The organism is Citrobacter sp. RHBSTW-00887, from assembly GCF_013728095.1.
Lineage (GTDB): Bacteria > Pseudomonadota > Gammaproteobacteria > Enterobacterales > Enterobacteriaceae > Citrobacter > Citrobacter braakii.
This window is the reverse complement of record NZ_CP056267.1, coordinates 3,401,585-3,416,643: the sequence shown is the minus strand read 5'-3', so window position 1 is coordinate 3,416,643 and position 15,059 is coordinate 3,401,585. Positions and strand designations below refer to the sequence as shown.

15 protein-coding genes and 1 pseudogene are annotated in these 15,059 nt (G+C 53.1%); 5 read left to right on the top strand and 11 right to left on the bottom strand.

The features are described 5' to 3' along the window. The first annotated feature begins 137 nt into the window (after positions 1–137). On the top strand, positions 138–752 hold the full coding sequence (locus HV314_RS16435; protein WP_016152483.1) for a TfoX/Sxy family DNA transformation protein: 615 nt from the start codon (positions 138–140) through the stop codon (positions 750–752). Here HV314_RS16435 and yccS read toward each other — a convergent pair. Beyond that, positions 730–2,883 carry a YccS family putative transporter gene (gene yccS / locus HV314_RS16430; protein ID WP_016152484.1) on the bottom strand — a complete coding sequence of 718 codons (2,154 nt, stop codon included), beginning with the start codon at positions 2,881–2,883 and terminating at the stop codon, positions 730–732. The genes HV314_RS16435 and yccS overlap by 23 nt on opposite strands. 18 nt (positions 2,884–2,901) lie before the next feature. Then, positions 2,902–3,348: a YccF domain-containing protein gene (locus tag HV314_RS16425; RefSeq protein WP_016152485.1), complete on the bottom strand. Its 447-nt coding sequence runs from the start codon at positions 3,346–3,348 to the stop codon at positions 2,902–2,904. Between the two features lie 125 nt (positions 3,349–3,473). Here HV314_RS16425 and helD point away from each other — a divergent pair, with 125 nt between their 5' ends. Beyond that, positions 3,474–5,528: a DNA helicase IV gene (gene helD, locus HV314_RS16420; RefSeq protein ID WP_047359367.1), complete on the top strand. Its 2,055-nt coding sequence runs from the start codon at positions 3,474–3,476 to the stop codon at positions 5,526–5,528. Positions 5,529–5,560: 32 nt separating this feature from the next. On the opposite strand, the gene mgsA is transcribed toward helD, so the two are convergent. Beyond that, positions 5,561–6,019, bottom strand: coding sequence for a methylglyoxal synthase (gene mgsA, locus HV314_RS16415; RefSeq protein WP_016152487.1), 459 nt, complete (start codon positions 6,017–6,019; stop codon positions 5,561–5,563). A gap of 93 nt (positions 6,020–6,112) precedes the next feature. Further along, complete coding sequence (gene csgI / locus HV314_RS16410; RefSeq protein WP_019076417.1) at positions 6,113–6,775, bottom strand: curli synthesis inhibitor; 663 nt, start codon at positions 6,773–6,775, stop codon at positions 6,113–6,115. 171 nt (positions 6,776–6,946) lie between these two features. Here csgI and HV314_RS16405 point away from each other — a divergent pair, with 171 nt between their 5' ends. Further along, positions 6,947–7,360: a CoA-binding protein gene (locus HV314_RS16405; protein WP_016152489.1), complete on the top strand. Its 414-nt coding sequence runs from the start codon at positions 6,947–6,949 to the stop codon at positions 7,358–7,360. Positions 7,361–7,427: 67 nt separating this feature from the next. On the opposite strand, the gene hspQ is transcribed toward HV314_RS16405, so the two are convergent. Beyond that, positions 7,428–7,745 (bottom strand): heat shock protein HspQ, encoded by a 318-nt coding sequence (gene hspQ / locus HV314_RS16400; RefSeq protein ID WP_016152490.1) that lies wholly within the window; start codon positions 7,743–7,745, stop codon positions 7,428–7,430. A 57-nt stretch (positions 7,746–7,802) separates the two neighbouring features. Next, complete coding sequence (gene rlmI, locus HV314_RS16395) at positions 7,803–9,014, bottom strand: 23S rRNA (cytosine(1962)-C(5))-methyltransferase RlmI (protein ID WP_181546181.1); 1,212 nt, start codon at positions 9,012–9,014, stop codon at positions 7,803–7,805. A 113-nt stretch (positions 9,015–9,127) separates the two neighbouring features. Between rlmI and HV314_RS27420 the strand changes: the two are divergent. Together HV314_RS27420 and yccX are read left to right on the top strand one after the other, a co-directional pair. Next, positions 9,128–9,273, top strand: a pseudogene (locus HV314_RS27420) (AraC family transcriptional regulator); the annotation flags it as partial. A gap of 34 nt (positions 9,274–9,307) precedes the next feature. Then, positions 9,308–9,589, top strand: a complete 282-nt coding sequence (yccX, locus tag HV314_RS16390) for an acylphosphatase (RefSeq protein ID WP_016152492.1) — start codon at positions 9,308–9,310, stop codon at positions 9,587–9,589. Here the strand turns inward: yccX and tusE are convergent. From tusE to HV314_RS16365, 5 genes are all read right to left on the bottom strand, one after another. Beyond that, complete coding sequence (gene tusE, locus HV314_RS16385; RefSeq protein ID WP_016152493.1) at positions 9,586–9,915, bottom strand: sulfurtransferase TusE; 330 nt, start codon at positions 9,913–9,915, stop codon at positions 9,586–9,588. The genes yccX and tusE overlap by 4 nt on opposite strands. 69 nt (positions 9,916–9,984) lie before the next feature. After that, the gene (locus HV314_RS16380) at positions 9,985–10,536 is read right to left on the bottom strand and encodes a LuxR C-terminal-related transcriptional regulator (protein ID WP_181546179.1); all 552 of its coding nucleotides are present in this window, start codon (positions 10,534–10,536) and stop codon (positions 9,985–9,987) included. 10 nt (positions 10,537–10,546) lie between these two features. Continuing rightward, positions 10,547–11,704, bottom strand: coding sequence for a CfaE/CblD family pilus tip adhesin (locus HV314_RS16375; RefSeq protein ID WP_080858513.1), 1,158 nt, complete (start codon positions 11,702–11,704; stop codon positions 10,547–10,549). A 1-nt stretch (position 11,705) separates the two neighbouring features. Beyond that, a complete protein-coding gene (locus tag HV314_RS16370; protein WP_181546177.1) occupies positions 11,706–14,423 on the bottom strand; it encodes a TcfC E-set like domain-containing protein in 2,718 nt (905 codons plus the stop codon). Between the two features lie 72 nt (positions 14,424–14,495). After that, positions 14,496–15,002, bottom strand: a complete 507-nt coding sequence (locus tag HV314_RS16365; RefSeq protein WP_181546175.1) for a CS1 type fimbrial major subunit — start codon at positions 15,000–15,002, stop codon at positions 14,496–14,498. Positions 15,003–15,059 lie beyond the last annotated feature (57 nt).

The following is a 15,059-nucleotide window of genomic DNA, read 5'->3' as shown; positions in this document are numbered from 1 at the left end:
CAGGTTCGCAATTTTTAGTCATCATCACGGGAAAAATAAAATTCATCTTGCCCCATACGCATAAGTTGCCTATTTTCGTCATTAACGGATCTGCTACTGCAAATTATTTGCTTACGTTATGATTTAAAAGGATTTTTATGAAAGAAAAGTCTTATGCAAGAATCTATAAATCACAAGAATATCTGGCTTCTCTGGGAACAATTCACTACCGCTCACTGTTTGGCGGCTATAGTCTGACGGTTGGTGATACGGTCTTTGCCATGGTTGCCAGCGGTGAGTTATATCTTCGCGCCTGTGAGCAGAGCGCCCAGTACTGTGTAAAAAATTCTCCTGTCTGGCTAACATTTATCAAGCGCGGGCGTCCGGTTGTACTCAATTATTACCAGGTGAACGATACCCTGTGGCAGAACCAGCAGCAGTTAGTGTCGCTATCACAATTTTCACTCGATGCAGCCGTTAAGGAAAAACAGAGTCGCTTTGCACAACATCGCCTGCGGGAATTACCGAATATGACGTTTCATCTGGAGACCTTGCTAAATGAAGCAGGAATTAAGGATGAGGGGACATTGCGATCGTTGGGAGCTCAGATGTGCTGGTTGAAACTTCGGCAAAATAACCCTGCCTTAACGGTAAAAATACTCTATGCCCTTGAAGGAGCGGTTGACGGGGTGCATGAAGCCGCGCTCCCGGCGACGCGTCGCCAGGAGCTGGTGGAGTGGGTGAGTTCTCTTACGCCGGAACCGGGGTATTAGATGGCAGCACAGCAATTTGTTGCTGTAATCGCCGAATCTCCGGGAGCAGGGCAATCAGTAACCCAACTTGCTGTACGACCAGCGGCTCTTTACTGTCCGGACGTGGCTCGAGATGCTGAATTCGCTGCTTCAGATCTTCCAGCGCCTGGTATACGCGCTGCTCATCAGCAGGTTGATGGTGAAGCGCATCATCTACATAGCAGACGGCATCATCCAGCAATGCCAGGACGTCAGGATTGGTTAACTGCTCGCGATGTGCGCCGAGGGCGGAAATATAGCTGGTAAACGTATGGTTAAGACACAGCAAGCGGAACGCCGTTTCGCGTGTTTGGGCCGTGACATCCGGTTCACTCGACATGTTCGACACCACCGAAGCAAGTTCCGCATCACGATTGTGCGCGTCACGGCGGGCGATACGGTATGCCAGACGATTATCACGCCCCTGATGATATTGTTCGAGAATAGCATCAAGATAACGACAGTTAGCGTCAGTGGCCCGTTCAATCACTCGCGGCAGATTCCGAAAACGCCAGTCTGGCCAGATAAAGCTGACAGCAGCCCAGGCGATGGCACAGCCGATCAACGTATCGATGACGCGCGGAAGTGCAACTTCAAAACCTTCACCGAGCAGGTTAAAGCACAGCAGTACCAGCAGCGTGATAAACATGGTGGCATGCGCGTACTGGACGTTACGAAAGGCAAAAAACAACACGCCGGTAATCACCAGAAGTATCAATTGCCCTTCGAGAGAAGGTACAAACCACAGGATCGGTAACCCAATGGCGATCCCGACTAATGTGCCGATAATCCTTAGTGCCAGACGATGTCGGGTGGCGTTGTAGTTTGGCTGGCAGACAAACAGACTGGTCAACAGGATCCAGTACCCGTGGTTCATTCCGGTTATCTGGATAATGGCATAGCCGACGCATAGCACCAGCGACATGCGAACAGCATGACGAAACAGGGCGGACTCAGGCGTGAAATTACGGCTCAGACGCAACCAGATATCACTGAACCCATGCGGGCTGTCATCGGCAAGCTGATTTTCAGACTCATTGCGCGAAAGTACCTGAGCCTGTTCGGACTCAATGGTAGCCAACTGGGCATCAATGGCCCGCAGGTTTGACAGCAAAAATCCCAACGTGTTGAGCAGGTCGGCAGGCTCACCACTCGCGCGCATGCGCTCAAGTGCAGCATCAATATGGGTGAAGACGCGCTCAAAGTGCGGATCGTGCTGATAAGGCGTGCGTAATAAAATACAGCGAGACAGTTGCGAACACGCTTGCCCCTGCATCGACATCAGGCGCTGGAAGCGGAACATGACGTCGCTGTGGCGGAAATGGTCGCGCAGCGTTTGGTACTGAATATGCGAGGAGCTTGCGCGTTCGTGAATATCCTGCGCCACAAAATAGTAATGTAGCGTGCGACGTGTTCCTCGCTGTCCGCGGTCGCCGCGCAGGCGGGTCAGCAGTGACACCTTTGTCTGGTTTAGAGTCGCCATCAGTTGCCCATTCGCAAGAGCTAGATCATACAACGGCGCCTGGCTTTCATCTTCTATGTCGGGATCAAAAAGACGCGATTTCAGTTCCAGATAGTGCGCTAACTGTTCATAGCTACGCGCCAGATTGTCCTGCAACGGGCGAATAGGGAACAGAAGATGTCCGGTCAGGGTTAACAGGTTGTACCAAATGGCGCCCGCGAGCAGCAGGATTGGCTGCTGATACCACTGATCGTAAAGCGAGGTGCCGAGCATCGTGTAAATGGCGATCAGTAACGCGCCAAAGGCGATGGTTGCATAGCGCTGCCCTAATCCCCCCAGCAGTATAAAGCCGCTGGTGGAGAGCGTTAACCCAAGGGCAAACAGCCATGGCCATGGGAAGAGCAGTTCGACCGAGGCCGAGGCAATGAAAAAGCACACCAGCGTGATGATCAAATTGCGCAGGCGACCTGCAAGACGATCGTCCAGGTCAGTAAGCGCGGCTGCGACCATACCCAGCGTGAGCGGGATGGTCAGCTTAACGTCACCCAGCCACCAGGGCAGCGCTGTTGTGCCGCAAAGCGCGATAAAAATCCGCACGTAGTACAGCCAGGTGCTGTTCCAGGTATAGCGTTTGAGCAGAGGACTTAACATAAAGGCCATCGGTCCTGATTATTCGAAGCGACGACGCGCGTTGGCTTCACGCGCTGCGCGTGCAACTTCAACTGACACTACCCGGCGACCCACCGGCCACAGTGCAATCGCCGCGATTTTGAAATTCGCAATGCCAACCGGGATACCAATAATCGTAATGCACTGGGCAATACCGGAGACAATGTGCATCAGGCACAACCACCAGCCGAAGAAAATCAGCCAGAAAATATTGAGCACGGTGCCTCCGGTATTCAACAGGACGTTTTTGCCCGCTGGATTAAGCTCATCGACATGAATCGCTTCGTTACCGTAGGGAAACAGCGAGAGTCGGGTTATTTCCCAGCATGAGCGGGTCAGGGGGAGAGTAAAAATCAGCACAATACTGACCAGCGTAGCCAGTAACCAGGCTAAGGTGGTGGCGAATCCCCCGAGCACAAAATTTAAAATATTCAGAACAGTACGCATAAACCCTCGGTTAACTCTGGTTTTCTGTGAATTCGGCAATTGTAACGTTTTTTTGGGCTGGAGCACGTTTTCTCTGGCGGTTACACTGATAAGCAAACCTCTTCGTGTGGATCCGCTTGAGTCTTATGGAACTGAAAGCAACTTCTCTTGGAAAACGTCTGGCACAACACCCTTACGATCGGGCCGTTATTCTCAATGCCGGGATTAAGGTTTCCGGCGATCGTCACGAGTATCTTATTCCCTTCAATCAGTTACTGGCTATTCATTGTAAACGCGGCCTGGTATGGGGTGAGCTGGAGTTTGTGCTCCCGGATGATAAGGTGGTACGTCTTCACGGTACTGAATGGGCAGAAACCCAGCGCTTCCATCACCATTTGAATTCGCTCTGGCAGCAGTGGAGTCAGGAAATGAGCGACGTCGCTGCGGGAGTTTTACAGCAGCAGTTGGAGGCGATCGCCACCCGCACCAGTGAGAATAAATGGCTGACGCGCGAGCAGACGTCAGGGCTACAGCAGCAGATCCGCCGCGCCTTTGCCGCATTGCCGCTCCCGATCAACCGGCTGGAAGAATTTGAAAATTGCCGTGAGGCGTTACGTCAATGCCAGGCATGGTTGAAGGACATTGAAGCTTGTCGCTTGCAGCACAACCAGGCGTATACCGATGCCATGCTGGAAGAACATGCCGATTTTTTCCAGCAAATTGAGTCCTCGCCGCTGAATCCGGCCCAGGCGCGGGCGGTGGTGAACGGCGAACAATCATTACTGGTTCTTGCGGGGGCCGGAAGCGGCAAAACATCCGTATTGGTCGCCCGTGCGGGCTGGCTACTTGCGCGAGGGGAAGCGGCGGCCGAACAAATCCTGCTGCTGGCGTTTGGACGCAAAGCGGCCCAGGAGATGGACGATCGCATCCGTGAACGTCTGCATACGGAAGAGATCACCGCGAGGACGTTTCATTCACTGGCGTTGCACATTATTTCGCAGGGGAGCAAAAAAGTCCCGACGGTTAGCAAGCTGGAAAATGATGTTGCCGCGCGTAGCAAACTTTTTATCACGACCTGGCGTCAACAGTGCAGTGAGAAAAAGGCACAGGCCAAAGGCTGGCGGCAATGGTTAGAAGAAGAGATGCAGTGGTCTGTACCCGAAGGTAACTTCTGGGATGACGAAAAATTACAGCGCCGGCTGGCTTCCCGGCTGGATCGTTGGGTTAGCCTGATGCGTATGCATGGCGGAGCGCAGGCTGAGATGATCGCCAATGCTCCGGAGGAGATTCGCGATCTGTTCAGTAAACGCATTAAGCTGATGTCTCCCCTGCTCAAGGCCTGGAAGGGCGCCCTGAAGGATGAGAATGCCGTCGATTTTTCCGGGTTGATTCATCAGGCCATTGTCATTCTGGAAAAAGGCCGGTTTATCAGTCCGTGGAAACACATTCTGGTCGACGAATTTCAGGACATTTCTCCTCAGCGTGCCGCCCTGTTAGCCGCACTGCGCAAGCAAAACTCACAGACTACACTGTTCGCCGTAGGGGATGACTGGCAGGCAATTTACCGGTTCAGCGGAGCACAGCTTTCGTTGACCACCGCATTCCAGCAAAACTTCGGCGAGGGCGACCGTTGTAATCTGGATACGACTTACCGTTTTAATAGCCGCATTGGTGAAGTCGCAAACCAGTTTATCCAGCAAAACCCTCATCAGCTTACGAAACCGCTCAACAGTCTGATGGCAGGCGATAAAAAAGCCGTCACGTTGCTCGATGAAAGCCAGTTGGATCTGCTACTGGATAAGCTGTCGGGATTTGTGAAGGCAGAAGAGAGAATTCTGGTGCTGGCGCGATACCATCACCTGAAACCTGCCAGTCTGGAGAAAGCTGCCACCCGTTGGCCTAAGCTACAGCTGGATTTCATGACTATCCATGCCAGTAAGGGACAGCAGGCAGATTACGTTATTGTTGTGGGGCTTCATGATGGGAATGACGGTTTTCCCGCCCCGGCCCGCGAGTCGATTATGGAAGAGGCGTTGCTTCCGGCGGTGGAGGATTTCCCGGATGCTGAAGAGAGACGCTTGCTGTATGTGGCTCTAACGCGTGCACGGCATCGGGTATGGCTGCTGTTTAATAAAGAAACACCGTCGTGCTTTGTGGATGAGCTTAAACAACTGGATGTTCCGGTAGCAAGAAAACCCTGAATAGCAGGCGGCAATTGCCGCCTGCCCTGCGTTTATTTGAGGCGCTCTGCCAGATAGCGGGCGTAATCTGGGATCAAGATGTCCGTTGCATCGTTGAAGTTTGGCGACTGGATAATAAAATCGGCGGTCGACACGTTGGTGGCAACCGGAATGTTCCATACCGTCGCCAGACGCAGCAGGGCTTTGACATCAGGATCGTGAGGTACGGCGTTCAGCGGATCCCAGAAGAAAATCAGCACATCAATTTTCCCTTCTGAAATCAGCGCACCCACCTGCTGGTCACCCCCCATCGGACCGCTCAGCATGGCGTTGACGTCCATTCCCGTTGCGCGTTGGATTAAGTTTCCCGTTGTTCCTGTGGCGTACAGAACGTGCTTTTCCAGCAACGGCTGGTGGCGTTCCACCCAGCTCATCAACATCTTTTTACAGTGATCGTGTGCAACCAGCGCAATATGCTTACGCGCTGGCAATGTGCGAGTTGTTAATTCCATAGTACAGCTCCCAAGTTAACCTGGTTACAGAGTACTGGAAGCTCTTGACGCTGCAAGAGAAAGACAAAAAAAATGCGTATGCGAACATAAATGTCATGAAGGAGGCTGTTTCTGAGCCCATTGCAAAAAGTTACTTCGCGTTTGTGCGTCTGCCTGTTGGTACCAATATTTTAAGCGCTGTTCGGTTAGCGTTTGCGACTGAGGCGGCACGCGATCCAGTTCAGATACCCCGGAAAGCAGCGAGCTGTCATCGGCCATCATCGTAGCAAACTGCGGTAATGACGCATGTTTAGCCGCTTTGTTATAGCGTTCAGTTTCCATTTCATAATTCACTATTTTCGCTGTGGATGTGATTGACAGAATATCCAGCTTGACGGGGATAGGCATGGAGTCCCCATCCAGCAATTCCACACGTGGAACGTCATCAAAATGCGCTGTATCCCGCTCATTGTTCAGACGCGGGAGGTGGAAATTAACCTGGCTGACGAGTTGCGTATCAAAGCTGATGACCAGCGGAGGCGAAATATACAGACGTTCTTCGTGGCTGGACAAGCGAATGGTTTTTTCTACGCGAAATACGAGCTGGTGGCGACCATTTTCCAGCTCGATACTGTCGGCGCCACGCAGTAATGAGCTGGAGACTTTTTTTCCGTCCAGTACCAAAAGGTCAATATCATTAGACAGGCGTAATGAGGTAGCAAAAACGGTAACCGGCAAACACAGGGCAATTAAGGCTGTCACAATGCCGGCTTTCATAGGTTTCTCCTGTCCAGAAAATAGCTGCAAACATGTATCTAAATTTTTCGATAATCACGTTTACTAACATATAGACATATTTTTGAGTTTAGCTCTCATACGCCAGTATGGGATGAATGGTTGCGGGGCCAGGTTTGTCGTACACTTTGTTAAACAGCCTGGAGGAAAACGATGAAAGAGACCGATATTGCTGGCATTTTGACATCTACCCGCACGATTGCACTGGTTGGCGCAAGCGATAAACCCGATCGCCCAAGCTATCGCGTGATGAAGTATTTACTCGACCAGGGCTATCACGTTATTCCCGTTTCACCGAAGGTTGCCGGGAAAATGCTGCTGGGGCAGCAGGGCTATGCAACGCTGGCGGATGTGCCAGAGAAAGTGGATATGGTCGATGTCTTCCGTAATTCTGAAGCGGCGTGGGGCGTCGCTCAGGAGGCTATCGCCATTGGCGCGAAGACGCTATGGATGCAGCTTGGCGTAATTAACGAGCAGGCGGCCGTGCTGGCGCGTGATGCGGGGCTGACGGTGGTGATGGATCGTTGCCCGGCGATTGAGATCCCGCGACTGGGACTGGCGAAGTAAAGTTTGACTGTCGCCGGATGAAACGCACAGGCCCGATAAGCGAAGCGCCATCGGGCCTGTGTTAGTATCAATTACGCAGGCGCGGAGCCTGAAGCTGTTTACGGATTGTGCGCGCCAGTTCATCCATTGACGGTTGCTCCGGATGTTCTTCCTGTAGCTCGCTACTCAGTTGCGCTTCGGCCAGATACGTATGCACTGGCAGACCATTATCGTCTTCCATCACCACGTGATACCAGGGAGCGGCGCGAAGTTCGCTGTTAACCGCCAACTCATCGGCTGACGGCTCATCAAGCGAATATTCCGGGTCGATATCCACGACCACTCCGAGGTAACCTAACAGGGAATGGCGGACCTGCTGGCCGATACCGAATTTGCTGGCAATCATAGTCACCTCCCGGGAAATAGATACCCTCTATGTAAGGGTAATATTCCACTTTTCAAGTTACATGATGCGACAGGCAAACCCTTTCAGATACAGCCCTTCCGGGTAGGTAGCGATCACCGGATGATCGGCGGCCTGACGGAACTGCTCTATAAATTGTACATCACGACCAGCATCTATTGCGGCATCAGCGATGATTTTCTGAAATAAATCGGTCGTCATCAGCCCGGAGCAGGAAAATGTTAGCAGTACGCCGCCTGGGTTCAGCAACTGAATAGCCAGCATATTGATGTCCTTATAACCGCGGCAGGCGCCCATCAACTGGCTTTTGTTTTCGACAAATTTCGGCGGATCCATCACGATGACATCAAATTTCTCACCGCGATCGCGATAGGCGCGCAGCAGTTTGAACACATCATCTCGCACGAACTCGGCTTTACTCAGATCCAGCTTGTTCAGTTCCACGTTCTGGCGGGCAATATCGAGTGCTTCCTGAGAGGTGTCGACGCTGACCACCTGACGGCATCCGCCCATTAATGCTGAGACCGCAAAGCCGCCGGTATAGGAGAAACAGTTCAGGACACGCTGGTTTTCCACATAACGACGCGTCGCCAGGCGGCTATCGCGTTGATCGAGGTAATAGCCGGTTTTGTGACCGTGCTGAATATCAACCAGCAGCTTCATCCCGTGCTCTTCGATAGGCAGCAGAGCAGGCGGCAGTTCGCCCGTGACGGGCCCTTGGGTCAGCGCCATACCTTCTTTTTTACGCACGGCTACATCGCTACGGTCATAAATAGCGCAGTCCGGGAAAACAATTTGCAGAGCACTAATCAGCGCGGCGCGTTGGTATTCAGCACCCGCGCTGAGCAACTGCAATACCAGGAAGTTGCCGAAGCGGTCAATAGTGACACCTGGCAGGCCGTCGGATTCTCCGGCGATCAGACGGTAGCTGTCCAGACCGTCCTTTTTCGCCAGCCAGTCACGCCATGTCTGCGCCTTCTGCAGACGACGGGTAAAGAAATCAATGTCGATGGATTCAGACTTATCGAAGGTCCAGACGCGCGCACGGATCTGCGACGCCGGAGAGAACGCACTGCGCGCTAACCATTTCCCCTGGTGGTCAACAATATCAACGGTTTCACCGAGGTTGGCTTTACCTTCCATACGTGCGACAGCACCGGAAAATACCCATGGATGGCGGCGAAGTAATGATTTTTCGCGCCCCTTGGCTAACACTAAACGAGGATAATGTGGAATTGTAGATTCAGTCATGCGGAGCAACCTCTCACAAACAGTGACGCGGGTTGGATGAAAGTACCAACCTGAAACCATTAAAATAAAATGGCGCGTAGAGTAGCACAGATGATGAGGTCAATCATCAGCGTCTGGCGCTACTGCATGATGGTATGGCGGGGCCCCTGCTTATCGAGCGACGGTTTAATCTCACTGACAGGTGCGACAACTTATTCAGTTATCCCCTGCTAATCTATGGACAGCTCAGGTGATTGCCGGTCATCTGTCCATCGGTACCTGTTCTTTCATTTATGTTGATAAGGAGAACCGCAATGTCGAAAGTCTGCATCATCGCCTGGGTCTATGGCCGGGTTCAGGGGGTAGGATTTCGCTACACCACCCAGCATGAAGCGCAACGGCTGGGGTTGACCGGCTATGCGAAGAATATGGATGACGGCAGCGTAGAAGTTGTCGCCTGTGGTGAAAGCGAGCGGGTGGAACAACTGATGAAGTGGTTGAAAGCTGGGGGACCGCGCAGCGCCAGGGTTGATCGGGTTCTCAGCGAACCGCACCGCCCTGGCGACGAGCTAAAGGGATTTAGTATCCGCTATTAAATACATTTCACCGGTTTCGGCAGGCCGGCAATTTTAGTTGCCTGCTTAGCTGGGCCTTTCGGAAACAGGCGATAGAGATAACGGCTGTTGCCTTTTTCTTCGCCAAACTTGTTGGCCATCGCTTTTACCAGCATGCGGATTGCGGGGGAGGTATTAAACTCCAGATAAAACTCGCGAACGAAACGCACCACTTCCCAGTGTTCGGGGGAGAGAACGATACCTTCGTTTTCGGCGATTTTCTCCGCCAGCGGCTCGCTCCATTGCGTGGTGTCTTTCAGATAGCCTTCGCTATCGGTCTCAATTTCATGGCCTGCAAAAATGAACATAGTGCTCTGTCGATAAAGTAAAAACCGCCCTTAGTCTAGCAAATAAGGGGCGGCGTGAGAAACCTCGACCTACAGAAGAAGCTGTAGCAGATTGTTGGCATTAAGCTTCTTCAGCGCGTTGCATTTATACGTCGATACCTGTTTTTCGCTAATCTGCGTCATATGCGCAACATGTTTTACCGATTGACCGTTAACCAGCCTGTCGAGAACATTGAACTCCATGCCAGTAAGGCAGCAATTCAGACTGCGTACCCGGCGGGGCTCTTTAGCAAGCAGATACGCCGCATCCACGACGGCAATTCTGTCATCAATGATATGTAAGGTCAGCGTGGCAAAACGCTTTCGTAAATGCGTGGCCAGTGCCCAGCCTTTTTCATTGCACACCAGATAAACCGTTCCCTCCCAGCGCCTGGCCTCCAGTTGAAGCAGAATGTCGACCAGCGCCAGATGCGTCCTCGCGACGGAAAAGCGGCAACGCATAACGAGGGTGTCGCAGGCCAACAGCGAACGGTGCCACTGTAACGCGCCGCTCTCAACTTGAGTGTGAGCGTTACGGCGCAGAAGGGCGTAGCGCAACCCTTCGGCATAAAAACGATTATTATCAAGAATGACGTAATTCACGGCGGCCTCTTTATAACGTACTGGGTGTGTAGATGATGCGTAGCGTGCCGGTGTAATCCCCGGCGTTTTTACTGCTGGCTGCAAACGCTGGGGTTTTCAGAACAATAGGGGCAGGTACGCACAGTACGCTCTCACGTCCGCCGGGCAGGACGACCTGACGCAGATGCTGCGGATCGTTGGTGCCTTGCCAGACTAGGGTTTTACCGTTGGCGACGGTTTCGGTTGCGCCCGTGACGGGATTAGTGACGAAAACCTGATAGTCGAGACGATCCCGCGCATCGGTCTGACTTCCGCCGCGTCGCCGGATTGAAAATGCCTCTTCAGCACGGTCCGTTGAGGGGAGTCCGTCGTCCTCAAACCGAAGATAAGTGCGGGTGCTGGTACTGTTTTTGCCGTCGTACAGGCACATATCCAGCGTGTTTTCACCCTGGATTTCACTGCCACCCGGCCGCCCCGGGAAGTTGGTCAGGTTGAGGTTAACGATAGGCGTTGAGTGCGGAAATGCCGGCAGATAAATCTGCTGATTACCCGGATCGACAACCTCAATGCGCATCGTGGCCTGCCAGCTAGCAATGGCGCGATAGCCTGGACATCCGGTATTGGGGTCAGCGAAGTTCCCGCCGCAGTTGCCACTATCCCATTGACGCAGGTTCTGCCTCAGCGTTGCGGTCCAGATACCCGGCAGAGCGAGCTTTTCCAGTTCGCTTTTCACGATATAGAAATCGAAGTAGGGTTCTCTGGTCCAGTTTGCAACAATCTCTGTCCCTCCCGTGATAAAACTGGGATAGGTAAAGACTTTATTATTGAAAAACATGTAGTGGTCGCCATAGACCTTAAGATCCACCGTTTTGCTGGTAAGGGCATGCGTAAAACGTAAATTGATGGCATAAGGTGTCCCCGGGTTCGCCGTGAACCAGGCCGGGGCGGTCATGCAGGCGCCAACTGTGGAGTCGGTACGGGACAGACACGTCAGAGTATTACGTCCCCACTTTTGCGGATCGGCGACATCATAGCCGCTCGGTTCATGAACCCAGATATCAAAGCGCGCGGGGGGGGCCATGCGATCGAAGCTGATATCGACGCTGGTGTTTCTTCCGGCAGGGGCCGCTGCCTGAGTCTGACCCGCCCACAGGCTTAAAAAAAGTAAAATAATTAAGTGCTTGTTCACATCATTTCCCTTTTGTGACGTTGTCTGCATTCATGGCAGTTGGACCCGTTGGTACCGATCGTCCGGCGAGCATCAGCTGTGCCTGTTGCTGGACAGTATCCGGCAGGGCAGAGAAGGTTAATTCCCGGCAAGGGATCGACCCGACATAACGCACGACGTCGCGCATACTCTTTACGTTCAGCTCGCACTGATAAAACTGCTGCTGACGCACCAGGTAGAGGTTATGCAGCAGAGCGTCGCTTTGAGCGCTAAACCCGCCGTTGCCAAGGTCGCTCCAGCCGTTAACGTTCAGTGGCACGCCGCCGATAAACGGCGAATGTTGCTCGTCAGTTAACTGGCCGAGCCAGGTGTAGCTTGCCGTGGTTTGCACGTCCCGGCGGAGCAGTTTGCCAGGCACCATAAACAACGTTCTGCTGCCTGAACCTTGTGTGATTTCACTGCTGGCACCCCGCGAGACATCCAGCGATTCGTTAATCGTCAACGTAGTCTGCTGATAGCCCGGCACGGCGAAGAGGGCGCGGCTATTGCCTGGAATGTCTGCACTGCCGCCGTTATCCAGCGACACGGCAATACTCGGATCCTGGGAATCTTCCGGTGTGGCAACGTTAACCGCGATGGCTGAAGCAGGACGTCCGTCGCTCCAGCGGCCCAGCCACAGACCAGAGCGCGACAGCGCAAGCGTGGAGTTGTAATTGCCGCTGCTGCTCAGGGTATGGCGCCGATCCTGACGATCCCAGGCATCGCTGACTGTCAGGCTCCCGTTGCCATATCGTCCGCCCTGGCGCGTGTAGGCAGAGGTATTGAGTGAATCGCTGTTAATACCTGATGCGCTCAGTCCATACTCATTTTCACCACGTGCGTCGGCATACCAGTTGTGCGCCACGTTATAGCTCAGCTGGTTTTTATCATGCTGCTGGTGCTGCCATGTCGCGCCCAGAGAGGTATAGCTTGTCGCATTGCCCTGACGGTTATGCGCCATTGACAGACTCACGCTCAGGTAGCCGCCTTTATCCCTGCCTTCGCGCGAGTCATCGTTACGCATGAAAAGGTTAATACTGCTGTTGATGTTCAGACCGCGCGTGCTGAAAGCCGTACTCAAGCCACCCTGCCAGGCCCGCGTGCGTGAGCGGGTCATATAAACCGACTCCCAGGGCAAGCCTGCATCGTGGCGATCGTCACTGTCCGGGAGTTCCCGACGAGAAACGTACCGTCCTTCGTTGCGGTTATCCGAATATCCCAGGCTGGCGTACCAGGTACCGACAGGGACGGAGAACATCACCGACAGGCTTCGGTAACAGCCATTTACGGCGTCATATCCCGCGCTTCGGGTATTGCAGTTTTCCGCTGATAACGCGTTGCGATAGAAGCTCAGTGAAAAACCGTCGTTATAGCTGATTTGCTGAATATTGCCGCGTTGTCCTTCGCTGCCGTAAAGGTAGCTAAACCGGGTCGAGAGTACGCCATCGATCGGACCCGCATTGAAACCACGACTCCAGTCGAGTGCATTTTCCAGAAAACGTTGGTTTTTCTTTATCGCTGCGCCACTGGTGAGTGCCAGCGTTGGAGTGACAGGCAGGCGGACACCCGCCTGCGTGACCGCGCTACGTTCATCGTTTTGATTGTTATTGTCGGTTTCGCCCGCCTGCAGGAACCACTCGACACGGTCAAACGGCGTAATGCCGGTGCGGGTAAACGGTATCTGCTCGGTACGTGTCAGCCGGTTATTTTCATAGACGGACAGCGTCACGGTATAGCTCCCATCGGGGAACGATCGCGTGTCCAGGGTCTGAGCCCCGGCATTGAGATAAAAACTGGCCAGCAGCTGATTGCCCCGGCGGGCGTCAATACGCGCATCATGGGAAAGCAGCACGGTGATGGGGGTACCCTTTGACTGCTGAACCGGATTAATCCATGCCCTTGTCGAGCCTGTGCGCAGGCCGCGAATTTTGCCCAGCGGCAGTTGGCTGAGGTTGATATTCCCACCAGCATTACTGAACAGATCGCGGGTATCCATCTCGCCTAACTGAATATAGTACTGACGCCAGATATCCTGGCGAAACCAGGCATTGTTGACGGTTATTTCTTGTTGCTGCTGGTGCCTTGAACGCTGCCCCAGCCAGGTCCAGTCGAGATTAAAGTAGCCGTCCTGCGTCATGGCCAGCGCGCCATTGCCCTGAACAGTGGCTGACTGGTAATCCCTGTCGGCAACAAAATTGATATTTTGTTGATGGATCAACGCATTCTCAGTGCCCTGCGTAGGCTGATACCACTGGTTTTCTGTGGTCTGTTTAGGCAGAAATTTCTTGTCCAAAAACAGGCTAATGCGCGCGTTATTCTCATCATAGATAATGGCCGCACGATGGGTATCAATGTAATCACATCCCGTTGCGGAGCCATTGCTGCTGCACGCCAGGTTGCCGTTACGGGCAAGTGGAACGGCGAGAGCTGCGGACACGGTGGCAACGAGGGCAGGAGCGTCATTAAACTGACGTTTGATAGCCGCGACCACGGTTTCGGGTGCGACAAAACTTACCGATTCAAGTGTGATATCCGTTTCAAAAAGGCCAAGCGATTCGCCATAGAGGTTAACCTCTATCCACAGACGCTGCGTTTTCGCCAGATCTTCGAAACCTGCCGGGACGGCCATCTCGGCGCAGGCGAGTTGGATGGATGCGGGTAATAAAGCAACTAAGAGGAGAGTATTTCTGTGAAACGCCATGACCAAGCCTCGACATCATCCTGACGTCAGAGGGTGGGCACCCTCTGACGTTATCCCTTATGTACTGTGGTGTTACGCACCGCCTTCCGTGGTCGTCGCCTGCGTCAGCATCAGGCTGACAACGCCGCTGTACTGACCGGTTTTCAGAATGCCTTTGGTGGTCTGAGAAATGGTCAGTGGCAGCACCGCTGAACCGTTTTCAATGCTGCCTGGGAACAGTTCAGTTCCGGTAAATTCGGCATCGGTGGTAGACAGTGTTTTATCACCCAGAATCACCGTCATCGGTACAGTCTCGTCGCCATCCATATTGGTGAGCTTAGCTGCGCTAACGAGGCGCACTTTGACATTGCTGGTGGCGGAGTTAGACCACACCTTGGTGTTCAGACGGTAGCTTTCCAGCCCACGACCTGGCAGGTACTGCATGTCGATGCTGGCCGGCAGTGGCGTGTTATCGGCCTGAGTCATATCCAACTGTGAGTCAACGCTGGCGTTGACGGTAATATCTTTTTGAATCGCCAGCGTGCTAAAGGACGAGGCCATCGCGGCAACAATCATCAGAGGTTTAATATAGTTACGCATTGATATCTCCATATTTACAAATGAGCACCTTGGCTCTTTAAACAAACTACGTGGGTT

Excerpts from the sequence above, each read along its gene's own strand:
- helD (WP_047359367.1), top strand. The coding sequence starts at position 3,474 with ATGGAACTGAAAGCAACTTCTCTTGGAAAACGTCTGGCACAACACCCT.
- yccS (WP_016152484.1), bottom strand. The coding sequence starts at position 2,883 with ATGTTAAGTCCTCTGCTCAAACGCTATACCTGGAACAGCACCTGGCTG.
- HV314_RS16435 (WP_016152483.1), top strand. The coding sequence starts at position 138 with ATGAAAGAAAAGTCTTATGCAAGAATCTATAAATCACAAGAATATCTG.
- hspQ (WP_016152490.1), bottom strand. The coding sequence starts at position 7,745 with ATGATTGCCAGCAAATTCGGTATCGGCCAGCAGGTCCGCCATTCCCTG.
- mgsA (WP_016152487.1), bottom strand. The coding sequence starts at position 6,019 with ATGGAATTAACAACTCGCACATTGCCAGCGCGTAAGCATATTGCGCTG.
- csgI (WP_019076417.1), bottom strand. The coding sequence starts at position 6,775 with ATGAAAGCCGGCATTGTGACAGCCTTAATTGCCCTGTGTTTGCCGGTT.
- HV314_RS16405 (WP_016152489.1), top strand. The coding sequence starts at position 6,947 with ATGAAAGAGACCGATATTGCTGGCATTTTGACATCTACCCGCACGATT.
- rlmI (WP_181546181.1), bottom strand. The coding sequence starts at position 9,014 with ATGACTGAATCTACAATTCCACATTATCCTCGTTTAGTGTTAGCCAAG.
- HV314_RS16365 (WP_181546175.1), bottom strand. The coding sequence starts at position 15,002 with ATGCGTAACTATATTAAACCTCTGATGATTGTTGCCGCGATGGCCTCG.
- HV314_RS16425 (WP_016152485.1), bottom strand. The coding sequence starts at position 3,348 with ATGCGTACTGTTCTGAATATTTTAAATTTTGTGCTCGGGGGATTCGCC.
- tusE (WP_016152493.1), bottom strand. The coding sequence starts at position 9,915 with ATGTTCATTTTTGCAGGCCATGAAATTGAGACCGATAGCGAAGGCTAT.
- yccX (WP_016152492.1), top strand. The coding sequence starts at position 9,308 with ATGTCGAAAGTCTGCATCATCGCCTGGGTCTATGGCCGGGTTCAGGGG.
- HV314_RS16370 (WP_181546177.1), bottom strand. The coding sequence starts at position 14,423 with ATGGCGTTTCACAGAAATACTCTCCTCTTAGTTGCTTTATTACCCGCA.